General features: G+C 48.1%; 24 protein-coding genes and 1 tRNA gene. 11 read left to right on the top strand and 14 right to left on the bottom strand.

The genetic code is table 11. The features are described from left to right. Positions 1–107: 107 nt before the first annotated feature. The 12 genes from P2G88_RS12630 to mutY form a co-directional block, all read right to left on the bottom strand. Positions 108–1,034: an NgoMIV family type II restriction endonuclease gene (locus P2G88_RS12630; protein WP_275796504.1), complete on the bottom strand. Its 927-nt coding sequence runs from the start codon at positions 1,032–1,034 to the stop codon at positions 108–110. Continuing rightward, the gene (locus P2G88_RS12635) at positions 1,031–2,071 is read right to left on the bottom strand and encodes a DNA cytosine methyltransferase (protein WP_275796506.1); all 1,041 of its coding nucleotides are present in this window, start codon (positions 2,069–2,071) and stop codon (positions 1,031–1,033) included. The genes P2G88_RS12630 and P2G88_RS12635 overlap by 4 nt, the downstream gene beginning before the upstream one ends. A 416-nt stretch (positions 2,072–2,487) precedes the next feature. Next, on the bottom strand, positions 2,488–3,402 hold the full coding sequence (locus P2G88_RS12640) for a hypothetical protein (RefSeq protein WP_275796508.1): 915 nt from the start codon (positions 3,400–3,402) through the stop codon (positions 2,488–2,490). An 11-nt stretch (positions 3,403–3,413) separates the two neighbouring features. Further along, on the bottom strand, positions 3,414–3,662 hold the full coding sequence (locus P2G88_RS12645) for a hypothetical protein (RefSeq protein ID WP_275796510.1): 249 nt from the start codon (positions 3,660–3,662) through the stop codon (positions 3,414–3,416). Then, on the bottom strand, positions 3,662–3,925 hold the full coding sequence (locus P2G88_RS12650; protein WP_275796513.1) for an AlpA family phage regulatory protein: 264 nt from the start codon (positions 3,923–3,925) through the stop codon (positions 3,662–3,664). Before P2G88_RS12650 ends, P2G88_RS12645 begins: the two co-directional genes overlap by 1 nt. Positions 3,926–4,056: 131 nt before the next feature. After that, on the bottom strand, positions 4,057–4,713 hold the full coding sequence (locus P2G88_RS12655; RefSeq protein ID WP_275796515.1) for a hypothetical protein: 657 nt from the start codon (positions 4,711–4,713) through the stop codon (positions 4,057–4,059). Positions 4,714–4,718: 5 nt separating this feature from the next. Continuing rightward, positions 4,719–5,951 carry a tyrosine-type recombinase/integrase gene (locus tag P2G88_RS12660; RefSeq protein ID WP_275796517.1) on the bottom strand — a complete coding sequence of 411 codons (1,233 nt, stop codon included), beginning with the start codon at positions 5,949–5,951 and terminating at the stop codon, positions 4,719–4,721. Between the two features lie 165 nt (positions 5,952–6,116). Then, positions 6,117–6,192, bottom strand: a tRNA-Phe gene (locus P2G88_RS12665). A 138-nt stretch (positions 6,193–6,330) separates the two neighbouring features. Beyond that, positions 6,331–6,606, bottom strand: coding sequence for an oxidative damage protection protein (locus P2G88_RS12670; RefSeq protein WP_275796519.1), 276 nt, complete (start codon positions 6,604–6,606; stop codon positions 6,331–6,333). A 51-nt stretch (positions 6,607–6,657) separates the two neighbouring features. Further along, positions 6,658–7,077, bottom strand: coding sequence for a hypothetical protein (locus P2G88_RS12675; RefSeq protein WP_275796521.1), 420 nt, complete (start codon positions 7,075–7,077; stop codon positions 6,658–6,660). After that, complete coding sequence (locus P2G88_RS12680; protein WP_275796522.1) at positions 7,037–7,594, bottom strand: hypothetical protein; 558 nt, start codon at positions 7,592–7,594, stop codon at positions 7,037–7,039. Before P2G88_RS12680 ends, P2G88_RS12675 begins: the two co-directional genes overlap by 41 nt. 71 nt (positions 7,595–7,665) lie before the next feature. Next, positions 7,666–8,724, bottom strand: a complete 1,059-nt coding sequence (mutY, locus tag P2G88_RS12685; RefSeq protein ID WP_275796523.1) for an A/G-specific adenine glycosylase — start codon at positions 8,722–8,724, stop codon at positions 7,666–7,668. Between the two features lie 74 nt (positions 8,725–8,798). Between mutY and P2G88_RS12690 the strand changes: the two genes are divergently transcribed. The 6 genes from P2G88_RS12690 to P2G88_RS12715 all read left to right on the top strand — a co-directional run bounded on the left by P2G88_RS12690 (position 8,799) and on the right by P2G88_RS12715 (position 13,947). Continuing rightward, positions 8,799–9,500: an alpha/beta fold hydrolase gene (locus P2G88_RS12690; RefSeq protein ID WP_275796525.1), complete on the top strand. Its 702-nt coding sequence runs from the start codon at positions 8,799–8,801 to the stop codon at positions 9,498–9,500. An 85-nt stretch (positions 9,501–9,585) separates the two neighbouring features. Continuing rightward, positions 9,586–10,302, top strand: a complete 717-nt coding sequence (gene trmB / locus P2G88_RS12695) for a tRNA (guanosine(46)-N7)-methyltransferase TrmB (RefSeq protein ID WP_275796527.1) — start codon at positions 9,586–9,588, stop codon at positions 10,300–10,302. Between the two features lie 2 nt (positions 10,303–10,304). Beyond that, positions 10,305–11,324 carry a methyltransferase gene (locus tag P2G88_RS12700; RefSeq protein ID WP_275796529.1) on the top strand — a complete coding sequence of 340 codons (1,020 nt, stop codon included), beginning with the start codon at positions 10,305–10,307 and terminating at the stop codon, positions 11,322–11,324. 481 nt (positions 11,325–11,805) lie between these two features. Next, positions 11,806–12,039, top strand: a complete 234-nt coding sequence (locus P2G88_RS12705; RefSeq protein WP_275796531.1) for a hypothetical protein — start codon at positions 11,806–11,808, stop codon at positions 12,037–12,039. Between the two features lie 148 nt (positions 12,040–12,187). Beyond that, positions 12,188–13,630 carry a glycogen synthase GlgA gene (glgA, locus tag P2G88_RS12710; RefSeq protein ID WP_275796533.1) on the top strand — a complete coding sequence of 481 codons (1,443 nt, stop codon included), beginning with the start codon at positions 12,188–12,190 and terminating at the stop codon, positions 13,628–13,630. Positions 13,631–13,758: 128 nt separating this feature from the next. Continuing rightward, positions 13,759–13,947, top strand: coding sequence for a hypothetical protein (locus tag P2G88_RS12715; RefSeq protein WP_275796535.1), 189 nt, complete (start codon positions 13,759–13,761; stop codon positions 13,945–13,947). On the opposite strand, the gene P2G88_RS12720 is transcribed toward P2G88_RS12715, so the two are convergent. Next, positions 13,944–14,366 (bottom strand): DUF3293 domain-containing protein, encoded by a 423-nt coding sequence (locus P2G88_RS12720; RefSeq protein WP_275796537.1) that lies wholly within the window; start codon positions 14,364–14,366, stop codon positions 13,944–13,946. The two genes, P2G88_RS12715 and P2G88_RS12720, sit on opposite strands and share 4 nt — an antisense overlap. Positions 14,367–14,478: 112 nt before the next feature. Between P2G88_RS12720 and P2G88_RS12725 the strand changes: the two genes are divergently transcribed. The 4 genes from P2G88_RS12725 to P2G88_RS12740 all read left to right on the top strand — a co-directional run bounded on the left by P2G88_RS12725 (position 14,479) and on the right by P2G88_RS12740 (position 18,392). Beyond that, a complete protein-coding gene (locus P2G88_RS12725) occupies positions 14,479–16,122 on the top strand; it encodes a sensor histidine kinase (RefSeq protein WP_275796539.1) in 1,644 nt (547 codons plus the stop codon). Continuing rightward, on the top strand, positions 16,119–16,667 hold the full coding sequence (locus P2G88_RS12730; RefSeq protein WP_275796541.1) for a YfiR family protein: 549 nt from the start codon (positions 16,119–16,121) through the stop codon (positions 16,665–16,667). Before P2G88_RS12725 ends, P2G88_RS12730 begins: the two co-directional genes overlap by 4 nt. A 162-nt stretch (positions 16,668–16,829) precedes the next feature. Then, the gene (gene arcA, locus P2G88_RS12735; RefSeq protein WP_275796543.1) at positions 16,830–17,537 is read left to right on the top strand and encodes a two-component system response regulator ArcA; all 708 of its coding nucleotides are present in this window, start codon (positions 16,830–16,832) and stop codon (positions 17,535–17,537) included. A gap of 120 nt (positions 17,538–17,657) precedes the next feature. Next, the gene (locus tag P2G88_RS12740) at positions 17,658–18,392 is read left to right on the top strand and encodes a transporter substrate-binding domain-containing protein (protein ID WP_275796545.1); all 735 of its coding nucleotides are present in this window, start codon (positions 17,658–17,660) and stop codon (positions 18,390–18,392) included. A gap of 46 nt (positions 18,393–18,438) precedes the next feature. Here P2G88_RS12740 and pmbA read toward each other — a convergent pair whose 3' ends face one another. Next, positions 18,439–19,770: a metalloprotease PmbA gene (pmbA, locus tag P2G88_RS12745; RefSeq protein WP_275796548.1), complete on the bottom strand. Its 1,332-nt coding sequence runs from the start codon at positions 19,768–19,770 to the stop codon at positions 18,439–18,441. A 64-nt stretch (positions 19,771–19,834) separates the two neighbouring features. Here pmbA and yjgA point away from each other — a divergent pair, with 64 nt between their 5' ends. Beyond that, positions 19,835–20,359, top strand: coding sequence for a ribosome biogenesis factor YjgA (yjgA, locus tag P2G88_RS12750; RefSeq protein ID WP_275796550.1), 525 nt, complete (start codon positions 19,835–19,837; stop codon positions 20,357–20,359). The last annotated feature ends 7 nt before the right edge of the window (positions 20,360–20,366 follow it).

Below are 20,366 nucleotides of genomic sequence, written 5' to 3' on the forward strand. Positions count from 1 at the left end.
ATGGTGCCAGAGGCAGAGTCTGCTTTACTGGCTAAGTTATTGATATTAATGCACTTGTCATTTTTGCCTGTTGGCAGATGTTACGTTTAGTGTTACTAACGGCTTGTTTACATAGCAAGATCTAAAGGTAAGTCGCTAATATCCTTCAATCTTTTTCCGTCCACCATATTCTTTAGCAAATCATAAGAGTCGCTTTTGTCCAGCATCTCCACTGACTTCATCAGCTCATACAATGCGAAGTGGTAAACGCAATCCAGGTCACCAGTGCCCATCGCCAGAGAGGCAATTCTGCTAGGAGTAGGTTCCGCAGTAATTGATACAATGTGCGGCGCCCTACCTTTTCTCGACCTCAGAAGGTTTAATGCTTCGGTTCTAGTATTCTGAGCTCGATCAGAGCGCATCGTAAACTTACAGGAGATGCTTGCATGAAGTATCTCTGTGTAAATGTCTTTCAAATTCGACATACGAAGACCTGATGCTCTGCATGAATTGTCATCAACAACCGGCCCATCACTCTCATTGATTCGTTCATCTGTTTCAGGTTTTCTGGTTACAACAACGTCTGGAGCGATTGTGTATCCTTCGCCTAAGAATGCCTTCAATTCAGGATTATTGTTAGCAATACGGGCCAATTCATTCAAATGGCTGTACTGTTCATAAGAGGCGATTTCATTCTCTTTACGGGAACTAACCTGGCGTACTGTCCAAAGGCCTGGTCTGAGATGATTTAGCTTCTTGAATGTAGCCTCTAGAAAGCTCTCACAGGCCATCTCAAACTGGTTCCCTATGGTTTGCCCGGCAATCTTAGAATCAATGACTCTTGCTTGTTTATGGACACTTTGTTCCACCATTGTGAGCATGCGAGAGGCAACATGAATGCTGAAGTTCTGTGAACCATCTGCATTACTGGGAGCTATTTTTGTACCCGACCTGCGGGCATCCTTAGCGTTCAAATGAGACCAATTCAAAGTTTGATCATTGATTAGCTTAAGGTGGAAATTATTTCTCTCTTTTGTGAACAACCCTTCTATCAAGCGGCAGCTCCTTCTTCTACTTGACGTTCAACTAGGCCTGCTTCAGCAAGAGCAAGGTGTATTTGAATACCCACAGCCTCGGCTACAGGTGGTGGAAACGCATTGCCAACTTGTCTATACGCATGCGTTTTTGAGCCGTAGAACTGCCACTCATCTGGGAATCCTTGGATTCTCGCAGCCATTCTTGTTGTTAGAAGCGGCATGCCTTCAAATCCCTCTCGAATCTTACCGTTTTTCAACAAAACCCCTCTAAAATCAGCATCTGGCAATTCATCATCATTACCAACTCTATGGGCATTAACACCTAGTTGTTTCCACTGCTGTTTTGCTCTTGTAGGACCGAGATCCGGTCCTCCATGTTTTTTTGAGCCACCAACAAGAGTCGGAGCAATATCGTTTGCTCTTTCCGCCCACTCGAGAGCTCCTTCCCACCCATTCGATTCCATTAAGTCGAGAAGAGCCTCTCCAACAGTTACTTTCCTTGGAACCGGATTCGGCCAAGTGAAATGCATGAAAGCTGGTTCTCTCATCGCTACCAATATAACTCTGGGACGAAGCTGTGGGACGCCAAAATCGCTGGCTTGAAGTAACTTCCAATCAGTCACATATCCCAATTTAGAGAGTCTCTGCGATATTTCCCGCCTGTAGTCATCAAACCTACTTTCTAACAACCCTTGTACGTTTTCCAACATCACTGCATGTGGTTGTACACGACTGACAATATCTAGAGCTGTAGGAAATAGGTCTCGCTCATCATCTCGCCCTAGCTGCAATCCAGCTTTGCTAAAAGGTGGGCATGGAACTCCACCCGCTACCAAGTCAATGCGGTTTTGATACTGCCTAGACTCATTGACGAATTCCCGCAGATCGCCCTCTATGATGTTCTGCCAACCAAGCTGCAAGCTGGTATTGTTTCTGCGCAGCGTTTCGCAAGCATGACTATCAATCTCAATTAGAAGATTATGTTCAAAACCTGCTCTGTGAAGCCCGAGTGCTTGGCCTCCTGCTCCCGCACACATCTCTATTGTCGTTGCCATTCTGCTAGTGTTTTCTGCTGTTTCTGATCATCGGTATTTGGCTCGAATCGTACCTTAGTTAGTGCTCTAACTCTATGCTTTAGCCCATTTAAATGGGTCGATATTTTACCTGCAAACAGTAGTCTTCTCACCGCCAGTGTGGGCATTGCTTGAATCGAGAGATTTAGAACTTGAATGGTGTTTAGAGGGGGGCTGCCGCTGGATATCCATTGGCAGTCATAAGAGTCTGGAACCAATAAAAATCTGCCCTTTTTTGAGACAATTTTTGCCAAGAGCTACTTTTAGTGGCTCTTTTGTGTCCAATGCGATTCGAAACCATGTATAAGGTTTCTTTACAGGAGCGGGATTTTTTTCATGACACTAGCTATCAAAACGCTAGCTTTCTTCTAGGGCTTTAGTTCAAAAGTTAAACTGTTCTATACGTTTATGCGCTCTGATGCTGTCACTTTTATCTCAGCGTTTAACGGGCGGCTGATATAGTAGTTCCGTCCCTTCGAAAAAATTGAGTTGGGTAACTCTTTGGATAGGTAGTCAGCAATACCAATGTTCAACTCGATTGGGTCTCTACTTTTAAGGCTTCGAATGCGCCCAGAGAATACAGCCCTCTCATCAACGACCCATTGGCTTTGCTCGCCGAGGAGCTGTTGTTCTAGCGTCGCAAGAGCTGACTGCAAAGGTGAACATGTATACAAGCGGGGAGTGTATTGGAACTGTATCATTACTGAACTGGAAGCAATGCTGCCTCGAATGTCCCTCTTCAACTCAAACTCATTCCGCAAGCATGCTCTGACCTCTTCTGATTCAAAGGGATCTATTGTCAGCACAATATGAGCATGCAGACTGATTAGTTCTGGGATCGCTTTATTCGCTTTACCCGCTTCAAAAACAATAAAAAATTTGTCCACTCCGACAGAAGCTAATCTCCTCATGACCGCTGTGCCGTAGTGTGACGTTGGAAACTCCAAGCTTCTTAGTTTCTGACTATATTTATGACTAAAGTTTACTGTAATCATTGCTAGACGCTTTTTAGCGTTAGGGTTCTCGTCTATCTCCTTTTTCATGCTTAATACACAAGCTCGAAGTGCATAGTTCACATAATGTCTTTTTCTTGCATCTACACAGTGAGTCTTATGAATGTCCTTTACTCTGGTTAAGGTAGGTAATTTGTGGGAATGATAGTTCTCATAGTAATGATTATAATAAGGTACTAGATAGCCATCAGATAGAGTTGTCGCTGTTTTCTCCAAAGCCGCAGCAATGCGGCTCTGACCCCAGAGGGTAGGGCCATTGGAGGCCCTACCTTGTTTCAAATTTTTTCCATTTTTAGACATAACCAGACCAACTAAAAAACTCTTGCTGGTCGGGACTTTGCTTTTGTTGCGGCAAGTAATGCTGCAACAAGCAACTTCATGTCCGACAGGTCATAGAAGACTTTGTTTTTAACGACTTTGAATGGGATGCGGCCCACATCAAAAAAGCCTCTTCCCAATCTGTTTTCCTGCAATGCGTATAGCCAAGACTTTTTAGGGCCTAGATTGCGGCTTAGGTAAATGGCTGCATCGGCTGCTGACATATTGAATAGCTTAATCATTATGCAGCCTCCGAGTTTTTTTGGGCACTTATGCGGTGAGCAACGATAGTCTCAACTGCAAGCTTCAGCTCCCTGGCAGTGGATCCAAATGCTATGACTTTGGCCACTTCTGCTAGTTCATGTTCTAACCATCCCACTGCGCGTCCGCCAAGTTGTACTGGTGGAGGCAATAAGCCTTCTTTGATGCGTTGATAGAACGTTGACTTAGAGAGACCGAACTTATCTGAAGCTTCTTTCTGTCTTAAGAATCTGAAATTACTCATTTTTTTCCTCGTATATTTGGGGGGGTCAACCAAGAACATCTTGGTACGAGGTGAATTCTTTCAGTGTTGTTCGGGCTTGTCAGCGTGGGAAAAATGGATAAATTTGACCAAACTTTCCCACTGTAGAGTAATTAGGAGGTGACCTCTTTCATCAGGAGATCCTTCATCTTCTTGTATTCGTTGAAAGGGTCGGACAGAAGTTTTCCAGCTTCTTCCACCAGCAGCTTGGGAAAGTCGTACCAAGGCCCTCTGCTATTTGAGAATCCTCCACCATATTTCGCCCAAAGCCTCATTGCATCTTCGGCCATCAGAAGATGGTGCTGTTTTCGCTTCATCTTCTTGTTGAGGTTTTTTGATACTTCAATGGTCGCAAGCAAGTTAGCCATGTCATCCATCAGTGACCCCTTAGCCACAGGTCCCCCGATTGAAGACCTAGCTTGCTCGATAAGTCTTACCGCATTAGCTTCTAAAGCTAGAATATCCTCTATCAGGGATTGCTGTTTCTTGAATATCTTCTTTAAATCTTTTGCGGTTTGTGACGGTTGCTGCTCAATGTCATAGGTCAGTATGTTGGGCTTGTATTCGGCAACAAGTGTTTTTACTTCTTGCACGAAGTCCTCAACATTTCCCATGCAATTTTTGTCAAAATAATCTCTAACCGCTTGCTCTGTTGCTGCCCTCAAAGCTTCCTCTCCTTCCCAAAAAATACCGGCATCCAACAGCTTATTGTATCTGTCCAAATACCCATCAATCTCATCCTCGAAGTCCTCATCCAATTCGATAGGCATCCTATTCATGCTGCTTCACTCGCTACTGCTGATAAATTTCCTTGGGCCGCACTTTCAATGAAGTTTGACCACCAACACATCATTACCTTTCTTTTTTCAAAATAATCTGCCCGATTGTAAGCTGCCCTTACTTTGTTTGGGTCTAGGTGTGCCAAAGCTGCCTCAATAACGTCTGGCTCAAAGCCGCTTTCGTTCAAAGTGGTACTAGCTAAAGAGCGGAAGCCATGAGCTACCGTCCGCCCTTTAAACCCGATTCTTCCTAGTGCCTTATTTACGGTTTCCCTGTTTGCATGGCCTCTAGGGTTCTTAACCGAGGGGAATACATACTCTCTGTGGCCACTAATCGACTTCATGTAGTTCAGGATTGCCAGCGTTTGCTTAGTAAGTGGTACTCGATGTTCTTTCCCCATCTTCATTTTTTCTGCTGGTATCACCCAGACCTGCTCAGCAAAATCGACCTCGCTCCATTTGATGGTTGCCGCTTCTCCCGGTCTCGTCATTGTGTGTAGCTGTAACTCCAGTAAGCACCTGGTTTGCCTCTTCATGTCTGACAGATTCACCTTTGACATTAGTTCCGGCAGTTCATTAGCCTTCAAAGCCGCTAAGTTTTGCGCTTTCGAAGCGGGAATTAGTTTTCCAATTTCTGTCAGCGGATTAAGAGGGATGTACTCATTGAGGACTGCAAACGACATGATTTGATTGATCCGCCTGGCTACCTTCCTCGCAATTTCGAGCGAGCCTCTATCAACGAGCTTTGCAATTACTAAGCGCTTGATGATGGAAAAACTCACTTGATCAATCGGCATGGCACCCACAGCGCCAAATACATCGTTCTCTAATGAGCGCAAGATTGCTTCAGCGGTGTTCTTTTTCACCTTGGTTTTGTGAAGCTCTAGCCATTGATTAGCTACGGCTTCAAAGGTGTTCTTAGCCGCATTCATTCTTGTTAGGAGTATTTGATCTCGGTGTTCTTTCGGGTCAATGTTCTTTGCGAGAAGCTCTAAGTTCTCTAATCGAAGCCTTCTAGCGTCTACTAATGAAACGATAGGATACTGGCCAAAACTGAGATTCTTCCTCTTCTTCGAAAAAGGGTGTGTGTAATTGAAGAGCCAAACCTTGGTTCCATTTGGCTTTATTCTGAGTGCTAAGCCTTGACCATCTGACAGGTTGTACTCTTTGTCTTTTGGTTTCGCTTTGTCTACTTGGGTAGCATTTAGAGGCTTGACTGATCTGGGCATTTAGTAACATTCCTTTGGGCTTGCTTAGAGCAGTGTTACACAAAGTGTTACTTTAGTCGGTGGATTCCCTCGGACTTCCTTAAACCAAAAAACACTGGCATCTCTTGGTTTTAGTGAGGAAAAGAAAAAGGCCAAGACGTCTTTGGACTATCTTGGCCTTCTATATGGTGCCCAGAGGCGGAATCGAACCACCGACACGGGGATTTTCAATCCCCTGCTCTACCGACTGAGCTATCTGGGCAATATTCGGTTGACTGGCTGGCTTCCTTTTGGAGGCTGCGCCGTCGTGGGTGCGTATTAAACGGATTCTGAGAGTGCAAGTCAATAGCTTTTTTACTGCACTTGTTCGATTGCACAAGCTTTGAGCGGTTTTTAATGCTTAAGACTTGCTCGGCGGCACATAACCTTCGATTTCTACGTCTTTTCCTTCAAATAAGAAGGCTTTCATTTCCTGTTCCAGAAAGGTGCGGTGTTCTGCATTCATCATATTCAGTTTCTTCTCGTTAATCAGCATAGTCTGCTTTTTCTGCCACAGCGCCCAGGCTTCTTTGCTGATGTTGTCGAAGATACGTTTGCCCAACTCGCCGGGATACAGCTGGAAATCCAGGCCATCGGCGTCTTTTTTCAAATACTGGCAGTAAATTGTGCGGCTCATAATGCTTTTGTGTCATTCACTTTGAGCACATTGTAAGGGCAATGGGAGACTTTACAAACTATGGTAGGCGGTAAAAAAGGCATCTGGTCCCTGGCGGATAAGCTGCAAGAAGGCGTCTCTTCCCAATTTGCTGTCCAGTTCCTCACACATCTTTGCCCCCACCCGATACCAAAGTCGCTTGCCGTCGGAGAGCGGATCCAGCAGATCCCAGTCTTGCGGGGTTAGTGGCCTCTGGCCAATGTTCTGTACCTGACGATAAATGGCAAAGTATTCTTCCTCAAGATTTTGCATTAACTCGTCATCTTTAAGTGCCTGGAAGTCATGTTCACTCAGATGATGATTTTTTTGTCTGGCTGCATAGGCGGCATACACTGCCGCGCCCTCCATAAAGGTCAGATAGCGCACCAGTTCTGCAAGCTGTTCGCCGGATTTAACCAAGGCTAAATCTAAAAATGGATTGAAAGCCCACATGGTGCAGTTCTTGAAAGTAATACCAAACCTCTTCCGGCAGCTTTAGAAAATGCGGATGGGCAAGATTCAGGGACGCGTCCTTGCCCATGGCAACGCCGATATCATAGCCAAAGGTAAAGAACAGGTTACCTTCAAAGCTAAAATCCTCAGGAAGATACTTACTCACCTCTTCTACACAGCCTTGTTGCCCTGCAAGATCTGATTCTATCTGCACCGCTAATTTCTCAATCGCCACAATCTCGGCGGCCGACTTCTCTGCTCTACCCACGATTTGCTCAGTTATCTGTAAAGGCGAGCTGGATTTGGGGAAATAGCCAGTATGATCTGCATGATTTTTTAGGTGCATGGCGGCGGCTGTTGCGCTAATCCTCTGTAATTTTTCTGCTGAGGGCTGCTTAAGATAGGCAAGGCTTTGCTTGATATGGTTAAAGTCAAAAAAAGATTCTACCGGCTCAGCGCTAACTGAATCACTTGGCAAAGTAAGCAGACATAGTATGAGGACAACAGAGGTGCGCATTGTCGAATACTCCCGGCTGGTAGCGCCAACGCTAGTTTTAAAAGTAGCTTAACGGTGCAGCGACCACCGCATCATCCGTTAATTTTGGTCAGACTGTGCAGGAGTGTTTTGGTGGGTGCAGCCAGGCCGATGCTGGGGGGAGTCTGCAGGTCATACCATAGTTGCTGGTTTTCCTGCACCTTCTTGGCCTGTGGTGCCCTTGTCAGCGTTAGCAGTAGTGGCTGAATATCCAAATGGAAATGGCTGAAGGTATGACGAAACTCTTCCAATTCAGTGATCTGGTAGTCCTGCAGACCTAAAGACTCACTTAGCTTCGGTAATTCTGCTTTGTCTGCTATTTCATAAAAGCCCCACAAGCCACCCCAAAGGCCTGCCGGTGGACGCTTATAAATCAGGATCTGGCTCTGCCATTGCGGCATTAGCATGATGGTTCGCCTGACGGGTAAGGCCTTTTTGGCTTTTTTGCCCGGGAAATCCGCTACTTGATTCAGTGCAAGTGCCTGACACTCCGCCTGTACCGGGCACAACTGACATTTGGGTCTGCTGCGTGTACATAAGGTGGCGCCCATATCCATCATTGCCTGGTTGTAGTCGGCTATTCGGTGCTCCGGGGTAAGATCTTCTGCCAATGTCCATAGGACGCTTTCCACCGCTTTCTCACCTGGCCAGCCCGCAATAGCCGCATAGCGGCTGAGAACCCGTTTTACATTGCCATCCAAAATAGGATGCACTTGCCCCAGTGAAAGGGACAGGATGGCACCGGCGGTGGAGCGGCCAATGCCTGGCAGGGCCATCACTTGTTCCATCTCTGTAGGAAACTGGCCTTGATGGTTATCTCTGATTTGCCTGGCAGCCTTTTGCAGGTTGCGCGCCCTGGCGTAGTAGCCTAACCCTGTCCAGTGATGCAGCACTTCATCTTCGGCAGCATCTGCCAGACTGACGGCATCGGGAAAGCGCGCCATAAAGCGCTGGTAGTAGGGGATCACTGTCGTCACCTGGGTTTGCTGCAACATGATCTCCGATACCCACACCGAATACGGGGTTTTATTCTGCTGCCAGGGCAGGTCCTTGCGACCGGATTTATCAAACCAGTTCAGAATACGCTGCGAAAACACGCTGGATGAAGGCAAAAGATGTCCTGGATTACTGCTTTAGGCGAGGGCTGTTATGATAACAAAAGCTGCAACTGAAAAAAGTCCATCCAATGAGTAATGACCTTCCCGTGGTGTTCTTACCTGGCACCCAATGTGACGAGCGCATGTGGATGCCCCTTTGGCGCATGATGTCTGTACCTGACCGGCGCTATGTTCCTTTGCAATGGGCAGAGACACTGGAGCAAATGCAAAGCCTCACCGAGCATGCCGTTGATGGTGACAAAGTGCACCTGGTGGGGTTTTCCATGGGTGGGTATATTGCGACCCTTTTTGCATTGGCACATCCGCAGCAGATCGCCTCTCTCACTTTGATTGGCTTTTCTTCCGCCGGTTTGGATCCTCAGGAAATCCAGGCCAGAAGGCTGATTATCAACGCCTTGGAGAAAGGTCAGTTCCGTCCTATGTCAGAAGAGCGTCTGGCACAGATGGTTGAGCCTGGTGGCATAGACGCCGGAGCGGCCAGGCAAGTGGTGCGTGCCATGGAAGAGGACCTTGGCGGTTCGGTGCTAAAATACCATCTCAAAGCGGCTTCTGAGCGCCCGGACCTCACCCAAGCCCTGGCGGAAAGTGGTCTTGTTATCAATATACTCGCCGCTGAGTTAGATAAGGTTGCCCCGCTTAAGAAGCTGCAAGCAATGCATCAACAGATATCTGGCAGTCGCTTTCATCTTTTTGCTGGCGCCGGACATATGCTGCCGTTAGAGCAGCCCGCCGCATTGGCAGCGTGTCTAAGCGGCCTACTTTGTAGTTAATAGCTTGCCTTCAGCCTTGTATTGGCTGTGGGGAACGGCATAATACGCCGTTTTTTATTTTTGCCTAACTTTTAGACGAGTGACTATGAGCGATACCACCCCCCAGCAAGAGCAGGACAAAGGCGTTTACATCCGCAAAATACGCAGTTTTGTGAAGCGTGAGGGCCGGCTGACCAAGGGACAGGCTAGGGCCATCGAAGCCAATTGGCCAACCATGGGGCTGAGTGTTGAGCAGGGGGGGCTCGATTTTACCGAGGTGTTTGGGCGCGCCGCCCCTGTGGTGCTGGAAATCGGCTTCGGTATGGGCAAGTCACTGGTGGAAATGGCCGCCAATGAGCCGGATAAAGACTTTATTGGTATCGAAGTGCATCGTCCAGGCATTGGTGCTTGTCTTGGCGATGCCGAGGAAATTGGGCTGACTAACCTACGCGTGTTTGAGCATGATGCTGTAGAGGTGCTGGCGCAGTGTATTCCAGACGGTAGCCTGGCCAGAATGCAGCTGTATTTTCCCGATCCCTGGCATAAAAAACGTCACCACAAACGTCGTATAGTACAAGCGGATTTTGCCCAGAAAGTCAGGCAAAAGCTGGCCATCGGCGGTGTCTGGCATATGGCGACCGATTGGGAAAACTATGCTGAACATATGCTGGAAGTGATGAACCAGGCGCCTGGTTACAAGAATCTGTCTGCGGATGGTACTTATGTGCCACGTCCTGAGTTCAGGCCCCTGACCAAGTTTGAGCAACGTGGACATAGGTTGGGGCATGGGGTGTGGGATCTGATGTTTGAGAGGGTGGAATAAGCATGCTCAGTCCTGCCAGTCAGTTACTGGTTCGCAATCAGGAACGTTTTTCCGAAGGCCGCTGGTTGTTGGTCAATCCTCAGGATAGCGCCGTATTTAGCGCCTTATCCGGTGATCTCTATGGTTACCATCAATATTTCGATATCTATCAGCAAGCCAGTCGTATAAAAGCAAAGCATCACCATTTCGGTGCCGAGTACCCACAGAGCGAGAAATTTGACGGCATCTGCATCTATATGCCCAAAGCCAAAGAGCAGGCCGAGATGTTACTGGCCAACCTGGTGCATTGTTTGCTGCCAGGCGGGCAGATCTTGTTGGTCGGCGACAACAAAGGCGGGGTTAAAAGTTCGCCTAAATTGATGGCGCCTTATGCCGAGCACTGCAACAAAGTGGATTCGGCCAGGCACTGTGCCTTATACGGCGCCATTCCGGATAAAGCGGCCAAAGCCTTCAAGCTTGAAAGCTGGATTAAGCAATTCAAATTGCAGGTGGCTGGTGTGGATATCACTTTGTGTTCACTGCCAGGGGTGTTTAGTCATGGCAGTTTGGATCTGGGTACCAAACTATTGCTGGAGCAGATCAAGGAGGTACCTAATGGCCCGGTGCTGGACTTCGGATGCGGCGCCGGCATTATTGGTTGTTATTTAGGACTGATGAATCCCAAGGCCAAACCGCTGATGGTGGATGTCAGTGCTCTGGCCATTTTCAGCGCCAGCCAAAGCGCCAAGGCCAATGGCCTGGAGGCGGAGGCGTTGCCTTCCAATGGCCTTAGCGAAGTCAAAGGCAGTTTTGCCGGTGTCTACACTAACCCGCCTTTTCATACCGGGTTGAACACCGATTACCAGGTTACCGCAGATTTCTGCAAGCAAATCAGACCCTTATTGCGTCCTAATGGGCCGCTTTACATGGTCGCCAATAGCTTCTTGCGATACCAACCCCTGCTCGAACAAAGTCTGGGCGCTGTGGAGATCTTGCTCGACGGTACCAAGTTTCGGGTTTATCGCTGTCATCGTCTGCGTTAGTCTCTGCCACTTTTTAGTGCACTTTTGCTCCAGATCACAGCAATGTCATGATGGGTTAATGAATCTGTCATGACGTCCTTGTATACCAAGTCTCCTAATGATGCGGTCTCTCAGCGAGAGACAAAATGTTCACTGGCAAGGCGGGGTCCTGCAGGTTTAGCGGGCCTAAATCAAAGGGGCCAAACAAAGCCAGAGTGCATTTTGACCTCGCCCGCAGGGAGCGGCCAGAAAGGCTTGTCTCGGTGTTACAGCTTCTTGACATAGACCCCACTATGCCTTTGAAGCTGTGCCTTGATCTAAGCCTTTCTGGCCTGCTCTGAGCTGAGCACATCATTAGGAGACTTGGTATTAACTTTGCGCCCGACAAACGCACAGCCCAACTGGGCGTCTCATGGATGAGTAGAAATTGGCACTTAAATTGAGTAACACAGATGGGAATCGCGGTTCTGTTCAGGCAAAGGCAAGATTGGAGGAAGATCCCATGTCAGACCTAATGCACAATCCGGTAAATTTTGGCTGCCACCCTGCCATGGCGGCTATTGAACAAAATATTTGTGATCTGAAGGCGCGTATCGCCCTGTGCAATGAATTGATCAGGGAAGAGCCTGAATTCAAATATCAGCATGAATTAGAGCGAGATTGGCTGCTGCGCCAGGTGTTTGAGCAAAATTTCAGGCTCTCAAAGTTCGAATTCCAGGTGCGATTACCGCAATAATCTTCCGTTTCCAGCAATAACAGAACAAGACTTGGTATAAGGACTGGTTTGAGCCGGTCCCTATGCGCTATGCTCGTCTGCACGAATTAGTAAAGCCGGTTTATGGCGTGCACTACGAGGTGACCGGCAGTTCGAAGATGAGTTTGCTATGAAAGTGCTATTTGTCGTCTCTGAAGTGGAAGATCTGGCCAAAACCGGTGGTCTGGCTGATGTGGCGAAATCCTTGCCCATCGCTTTACGTGCCTTGGGGCATGATGTACGGATCGTTAAACCTTATTACAAGGAAATGGCCGACAAATTCAAGTTGCCCAATATCACTGACGAGCAACACCTTGTTCAGGGTGACAAAGAATATAGATTCAATATCAAACGCCTTGAATTGGAAACTGTGCCGGTTTATTGCATCGATTATCCAGACTATTTTTATCGGGCAGGCCTTTATTCAGATGGCTATCAGCCTTTCGGAGACAACGCAGAGCGTTTCTCTTTCTTCTCTTTAGCTGCATTGCAGGCCGCTAAAGCCCTAGATTTTCAACCGGATATTGTGCATTGCAATGATTGGCATACTTCGCTTTGCTGCTTTTTGCTCAAGCAGGACAACTCCGGCTTTTTTGCCCATACCAAATCTCTGCTTACGGTACATAATGGCGCGTTCCAGGGGCATTATCGATTTGCCGATATTCCGGCACTCAAGCCCTACCACGAGCTCGCTGCGCAAATAGATGGCCACGGGCAATTGAATTTTTTGCGCATGGGCATTCTTTACGCCGACAAAATCAATGCGGTCAGTCCCAATTATGGGGCGGAGTTGTTAACACCTCTTGGCTCTCATCATCTGTATCACGAGTTTCACAGCCGTGCAGAGGATGTCAGTGGCATACTCAACGGCTGTGACTACCAGCAATGGGATCCCTCCACCGATCCTTGGTTGCCAGCGAATTACAATGCTGATTCCCTGCAAGGCAAACAGCAGTGCAAAGCGGCCTTGCAAACCGAAGTGGGGCTGCCGGTCAATGAACGCGTGCCGTTGATCGGTATGCTTTGCCGATTGACCGAACAAAAAGGCTTTGGCTACCTGCTGCCCATACTTAACCAACTGTTACAGCATAATGTGCAGTTGTTGGTGATAGGTACGGGCGATCCGGTGATCAGTGATGTGCTCAAATACACGGCCGAGCAGCATCCGGATAAGTTTGTTTTTCGCAATGATTTCAGTACTCGCATGGCCCATTTGTTGGAAGCCGGCAGCGACTTTTTCCTGATGCCCTCTTTATTTGAGCCTTGCGGTCTCAATCAGATGTATAGCCTGGCTTTTGGTACCGTTCCTATTGTGCGTGCAGTGGGGGGGTTGAAGGATACGGTGCTGGACCTTCAACATTTGCCTGAGCGTGCCACCGGTTTTGTTTTTGATGCCCCGGAAAGTAACGCGTTGCTCAATTGCTTACGGCGTGCACTGTTGTTTTATCATGAGTACCCCAAAGGATTTGTACAGATGCAAAAGCGCGGTATGAAAACCCGCTTTACCTGGCATGATGCGGCGCTAAATTACCAGGCGTTGTATCAGGATTGCGGACGCAAATTCGGAGGATAGGGCTGTTGTTGTATCGATGGATAACTTTGCTATTGATGACCGTTAGCATGTGCACGGTGGCTATGCCCGAGCAATGTATTCAATTGCCCACCCGCACAGAGCCTTGTCCACACCTTATTTATAAAAAGATGCCTAGATCATTGCAGGCAACCAAACAGGACGAGCCGCTTGTTTGTGTTTGCCTGACTGACTTCGATGCCTTGCTGAAGGTACCGAAAAATGAGGTAGAGCGGGTCAGGCAGCAGATGGCACTGCGCCAACTGTCGGAGCAAATGCAAATGACGCCGAACCAGTTGCTTGAGTTAGTGCAATATTAGGTGGCTACCCTGATATAGGGGGCAAATGGCCCAAGATTGACTTCAGAACGCCCGGCAGCCAGGCAAGGCATCAACCAAAGTTGATCATCCTCTACCCAGTAAAAGGCATTTTGGTGGTATTCAACGGCCAGTTGCATCGCCTGATCGAAGCGGCAAGATATCGCAAAACCCGGCTCCTGATGGCGTAAATCCAGGCTGGCGCCGGTCATTTCAACGTAGGGTAACTCTAATCCTTGCAGGCGCTTTTCAAAGGTGTTGTGAAGTGCGCTATTGCGCTTCTCGACCAAGACTTCGCCAGCTGGATTGCAGGCGGTGATGATCGCAAACTGGCTGGAAAAGACGGGTTTTTGTGCACACAAAAACTGAACAGTCTGATATTGTTGCCATAACGCCGCTGGTATTGCATGTTTGGTGCTCATAAATTCCATTTGCAATTGGGTGAAAAGTTTTCTTTTTTCAAAAGATTGTATCAATATGGTGTTACGGAGAGACTCCGCTTCATTAGATTTTAGTCAGGCTGGCAATCACTAGATGACAGAAAACACGCCCATATCATCCATCAAGAACCTGTTTATCTGGGTGGTGATGTCTATTACTGCTGTGGTGTTGATTTTGGCATCAGCCATTTCTTTGTATGTGCAGATCAGCAAGTACAAGGAAGAAATGGTCGAGGAAGTGCAGATCTACGCCAAGCTAATAGCAGGCTATGCGGCCGGTGGTATTGCTTTTAATGACTCACTTTCCGAGGACAAAAACCTGGAAAGCCTGAGTGCCGCAGACATTGTCACCCATGTGCATATCTACAAAGTTAACCCTGCAGGACAACTGGAGTTTTTTGCCAGCTACAACAAAATGGGGCAAGCCAAAATCCCGGTGATGGTCAATCGCACCGAAGAACTGGTAGAACCCAAGTTTTCTAATGATGTGTTGGAGCTGATGCGTCCGATTCACGTGGAAAACAATTTAGTTGGATATATTTATTTGCAGGCGTCGGTGGAGACGCTGAATGAGCTTACCTACAGCACTATCTACATCACTCTTGCCGTCCTGCTATTAGCCCTGCTGTTGTCACTGGTCATGACGCTGCGAATGCAACAACGCATCACCCGGCCGATAGAGGCGCTGGTGCATCTGGTGCAGGATGTCTCCCAACGCAAGGAATACTCCATCAGGGCTAAGTCATCCAACCTCAAAGAGCTGGATATTCTGGCCGAAGCCTTCAATGAGATGCTGGATAAGATAGAGCAACATAACAAACGCCAGCAGGAAGCTGAGGATGAATATCGGCGCCTGAATTTGAGCCTGGAGGAGAAGGTTAATCAGCGCACCACCGCGCTTAAGGAAGCCAATAAAGAGTTGATTCAGACGCTGGAGAAATTGCATCAGTTCCAGCGGCAGATGGTGCAAAACGAGAAAATGGCCTCCCTTGGAGATATGGTGGCGGGTGTGGCCCATGAGGTTAATACGCCCATCGGTTTGGGTGTGACCGCATCGACCATGATGTTGGACCGCCTGAAGCAGCTGCAACAAGACTTCGAGAAGAAGAATCTTAAGGCCAGTTCATTGGCTAAGTTTATCGCCGAAGGCGAAGAAAACCTGAATATTATCTACCGTAACCTGAACCGTGCGGCAGAGCTTATCTCCAGCTTTAAGCAGGTGGCAGTGGACCAGACCAGCGAGAGCACCCGCGTATTTGGCTTCTCGCAACTGATGGATGAAATTCTGCTGTCAATGCGCCCAAGGCTCAAAAAGCTGCCCCATGAGATAAAGTTGCATTGTGATCCCGATCTAACCCTGGAAAGTAAGGCCGGGCCTATCAATCAGATCATGATCAACCTGATTATGAACTCGGTGATCCATGGCTTTGAGTTTATGGAAAAGGGCACCATCGATATTTATGTGGAAATGCAGGGCGACACCAAGTTGTGCATTCGCTACTGTGACAACGGCCGTGGTATTCCTGAACACTTATGTAAGCGCATCTTCGATCCCTTTGTGACTACTAAGCGTGGCCAGGGTGGCAGTGGTTTGGGCATGCATTTGGTCTTTAACCTGGTAACCCAGGCGCTTAACGGCTCCATTACGGTCAGTAGTGAGGAAGGTAAGGGCGTGGAATTCCTGATAATCTTCCCTGTCAGGCGGGTGGAACCCTCTAAGGTGGCGAAAAGCTCATGATGGCTAAGCGCTACTTTTCCAAGTTGCCTGCGGGGCTGATTGCCCTTTCCCTTTGCTTTGCCTCTTTGGTCAGGGCTGACCAAAGCTTTACGCCGGCCCAGTTGCGTGCACCCTTTTTGCTGCATATTGCTCATTTCACGCAATTTCCGGACGATGATGTGTCCGGGGCTCCGGTGTATTTTTGCTTCCTTGAGGGAGAAAATCACCCGCAAGCTGATGCTTTCAGGGGCTCGCCTGCCAAAGATGTCAGGCAACGGCAAATTCTGTTGGTGGAGATGGATAGTATAGAAGCTATCAATCAACAGCCTTGCCATGTGCTTTTTGTCAGCCAGCAATATGAGAATGAGGAGCTATTCAAGTCCTTAGTAAGCCTTAAGGACAAAACGGTTTCTATTGGTGAATCCCTCAACTTTATTGAGCAGGGCGGCATGATGTCGATCATGCCCATGCAATCGAGAATGCGCATCTTCTTCAGTCGCGAGGCATTCCAGTCTACCGAACTTAAATTCAGTTCGGCACTGTTAAAGCGTGTGAACTTTCGCTAATGCGGCAGTCAAACCTGGCAACGGCAATATGAGCACGCGATTCAGGGACTTATATTGTCGTCATGTTTGAAGATTCTGATAGACTAGTAGCAAGTCTGTAAATCTGGTGAATGCCAATTTCACAGACGGCTTAAAAATCCCGGCAAGTATGGTTAGCGAAAAATGCAGACACCGAACATTCTGATTGTAGAAGATGAAGTGGTTACCAGAACCACTTTAAAGAGCCTTTTTGAGGCTGAGGGCTATCAGGTTTTTGAAGCGGAAAATGGTGATCAGATGCACCAGGTCTTCGCTTCCAACAATATAAACTTGGTCATCATGGACATTAACCTGCCGGGTAAAAATGGCCTGATCCTGGCGAGGGAGGTCAGAGACCGCAAAAATGTGGGCTTGATATTCCTGACGGGTCGCGACAACGATGTAGACCGTATCTTGGGTCTTGAAATCGGTGCCGATGATTACCTGACCAAGCCATTTAATCCACGAGAGCTGACCATCCGTGCCAGAAACTTACTGGCCCGTACCCTGAACAGCAATGAAGACGATGATCTGCCAAGCAAAGTCAGCTTCAATGGCTGGGTATTAGACGGTGATAGCCGCAGTCTGATTTCTCCTAAAGGTCAGGAATTCAGATTACCACGCAGTGAGTTCAGGGCCTTGCACCTGTTCTTGCGTCATCCTGGTAAGATCCTGACCCGCGAACAGTTGATTATGGAAATGACCGGCCGAGAGTTACGTCCTAACGACCGCACGGTAGATGTGACCATTCGCCGAATTCGTAAGCACTTCGAGTCTGAGCCCAATTCAGAAGAGTTGATCGTTACCGTGCACGGTGAGGGTTACCGATTCTGCGGATCTGTAGACGCCTAAAGCTATCAGGAGTGAGGCTATATCCTCACTCCTATCCTTTCAAAAAGCTAAAAAATTCAATCTGTTCAAGCATATCTTTGCAAAGTCCTCCTACACTTAGTGGAAAATCGGGAGATGACTATGCGCCACGTTAACTTACTTTTGCTTTCTGGTTTTGTCCTCGCTAGCACTGCATTGAAGGCGGCCGAGTTTTCTATTGGTGTGGAGAACCTGGACTACAAGCCTTTCTCTGCGGTTGAAGATGGTAAATTTAGCGGTTACTTCAAAGAGGTATTGGACAAGTTTGCTGCAGATAACGGGCATAAATTCACTTACAAGCCCCTCCCTGTTAAGCGTCTGATGCAGGACTTTCTGGCAGGTAAAGTAGATTTTAAAATTCCGGATAATAAATTCTGGGCGGGCAGCATGCGCCAAGGGCACGATATTTATTACTCTACCCCTGTAGCCACCTATGTGGATGGGGTTATGGTCAAACCCGCCAATGTCAGCCTTGATTATGACAAACTCAGCGGCCTTGTTACCCTCCGGGGTTTTACCCCTTTTCCCTTTATGGATGATATTGCCAAAGGCACCATCAAGTTAAGCGAGACTAATACTCTCGATGGGCTGATAAAAATGGTGGAAAGCGATCGTGTGGACGGTGGTTTTGCGAACGTTGATGTGACTAAATACTACATGAGGGAAGTCATGGGTAACCCACAGCTGCTGGTATTTGCAGAGGGACTACCCACAGGAGTAAGTGAAATTAGCCTTTCCACAATCAAGCATCAAGACATCATTGAGCAGTTTAATGCCTGGTTATTGTTAAAACAGGACCTGATTGCCGAGTTGAAAGCGAAATACCAGATAAATTGATGCTGGGAATGCTAGTTAACACACAGGGGAGGAGGAAATAGCCTCCTCAGTCCCCTGCTATCTGCATATTGCCAATCAGGATTGAGCCGGTCTGCACCGCGCCGCGAGTTTCGGTATCAGTGCCGATAGCACGAATATTCTTGAGCATATCCTTAAGATTGCCGGCGATGGTAATTTCGTGCACGGGGTAGGCAATCTCACCATCTTCCACCCAAAAACCGGCTGCCCCTCTGGAATAGTCGCCATTGACGATATTGACGCCTTGACCCATGAGTTCAGTAACCAATAGACCGCTGCCCATCTCTTTGAGTAACTGATCAAAGTCCTGGCCGCTGTCTTGTATCAGCCAGTTGTGGATCCCACCCGCATGGCCGTTGCTACGCATACCCAATTTTCGTGCTGAATAGCTGGTCAGAAGATAGTGGCGCAGGATGCCGTTTTCGATGATATCCAGATCCTCTGTGCGTGCCCCCTCGTGATCAAAAATGGAGCTGGCTAAGCCCTTTTTGATATGTGGACGCTCTTTGATGGTCATCCATGAGGGCAGAACTTGTTTATCCAGATGATCCAGCAAAAAGGAAGATTTGCGATACAGGCTGCCACCGCTGATGGCAGACACCAGATGCCCAAATAAGCCTGACGCTATCTCCCGGTGAAACATCACCGGTGCCTTGGTGGTTTTCAGCGTTCTGCCACCGAGTCGACTTAAGGTGGCCTGCGCTGCTTCTTTGCCCACTTGCTCGGCAGAATTAAGCAGATGGGCTTCACGATTGACGCTATAGGCGTAATCCCGCTGCATGTCATCCCCTTGCTGGGCGATAACTACGCAACTGAGGCTATAGCGGCTGCTGGGATAACCGGCATTAATACCATGGGTATTGCCGTAGACTTTGACGCCCAGATTGGCATTGTAAGAGGCGCCATCGGAGTTAGTGATGCGCTCGTCCTGCTCGAAAGCGACCTTTTCCGCCTCAATGGCCAATTTGATGCCTGCCTCAGCATCCAGCTCAATAGGATGGTAGAGATCCAGGTCAGGAAAGTCCCTGGCGATCAAATCCTCTTCGACCAGACCGTTGAAGGGGTCTTCGCTGGTGTAGCGGGCAATCTCAATGGCTTTCTCAACGGTCATCTTTAATGCTTGTGGACTTAAATCTGCAGTGGAAGCGCTGCCTTTACGTTTGCCCACATAGACACTGATCCCCAATCCACCGTCGTTGGTGAATTCCAGGGTTTCAATTTGTTGCATCCGGGATGACACCGCAATGCCCTGTACCTTGCTCATACTGGCTTCTGCCTGGGTGGCGCCGAGCTTTTTGGCCAGTTTCAGGGTGTCATCTACGACCTGTTGAATATCTTCCAGTGTTTGTCTTGCATTCATAAATTGGTATTGCGGTTGGGCAAGAGGTTACAATTAGCAGCAGTGTAACACTAAAGACAACATGATGACGGATATCACAGACCAACTCCCAGAAGACGACCAAGATGTTGAGTTAAAAAGTAAGACCCAGCTAAAAAATGAAATGCATGAGTTGCAGCAGCTGGGGCAAAAGCTGGTGGATCTTGGGCAAGCCGCTTTGGCCAAAGTACCCATGGACACTGAGTTGGCTGAGGCCGTGAAACTGGCCAGACGTATCAACCGCAAGAAGGACGGGTTTCGGCGTCAGCTGCAGTTTATTGGCAAGCTGATGCGTAACCGAGACACCACGCCTATTCGCCAGGCATTGGATTTAATTGAAAACCGTCACCAGCAGGCCACGGTCAAATTACACCGATTGGAGCGCATGCGTGACGATATTGTCGCCAAAGGCGACAGTGCCATTGAGGCGGCGTTACAGGAAAATCCACAGTTGGAACGTCAGAAGCTACGTCAGCTGGCCTTACAGGCTCAGCGTGAAGCCAGCCACAATAAGCCACCTAAAGCATCCAGAGAGATTTTTCAGTATCTGAAAGAGATGTTGGTGGATTAATCTGATT

Source organism: Aliiglaciecola sp. CAU 1673 (assembly GCF_029223185.1).
Classification (GTDB): Bacteria; Pseudomonadota; Gammaproteobacteria; order Enterobacterales; family Alteromonadaceae; genus Bowmanella.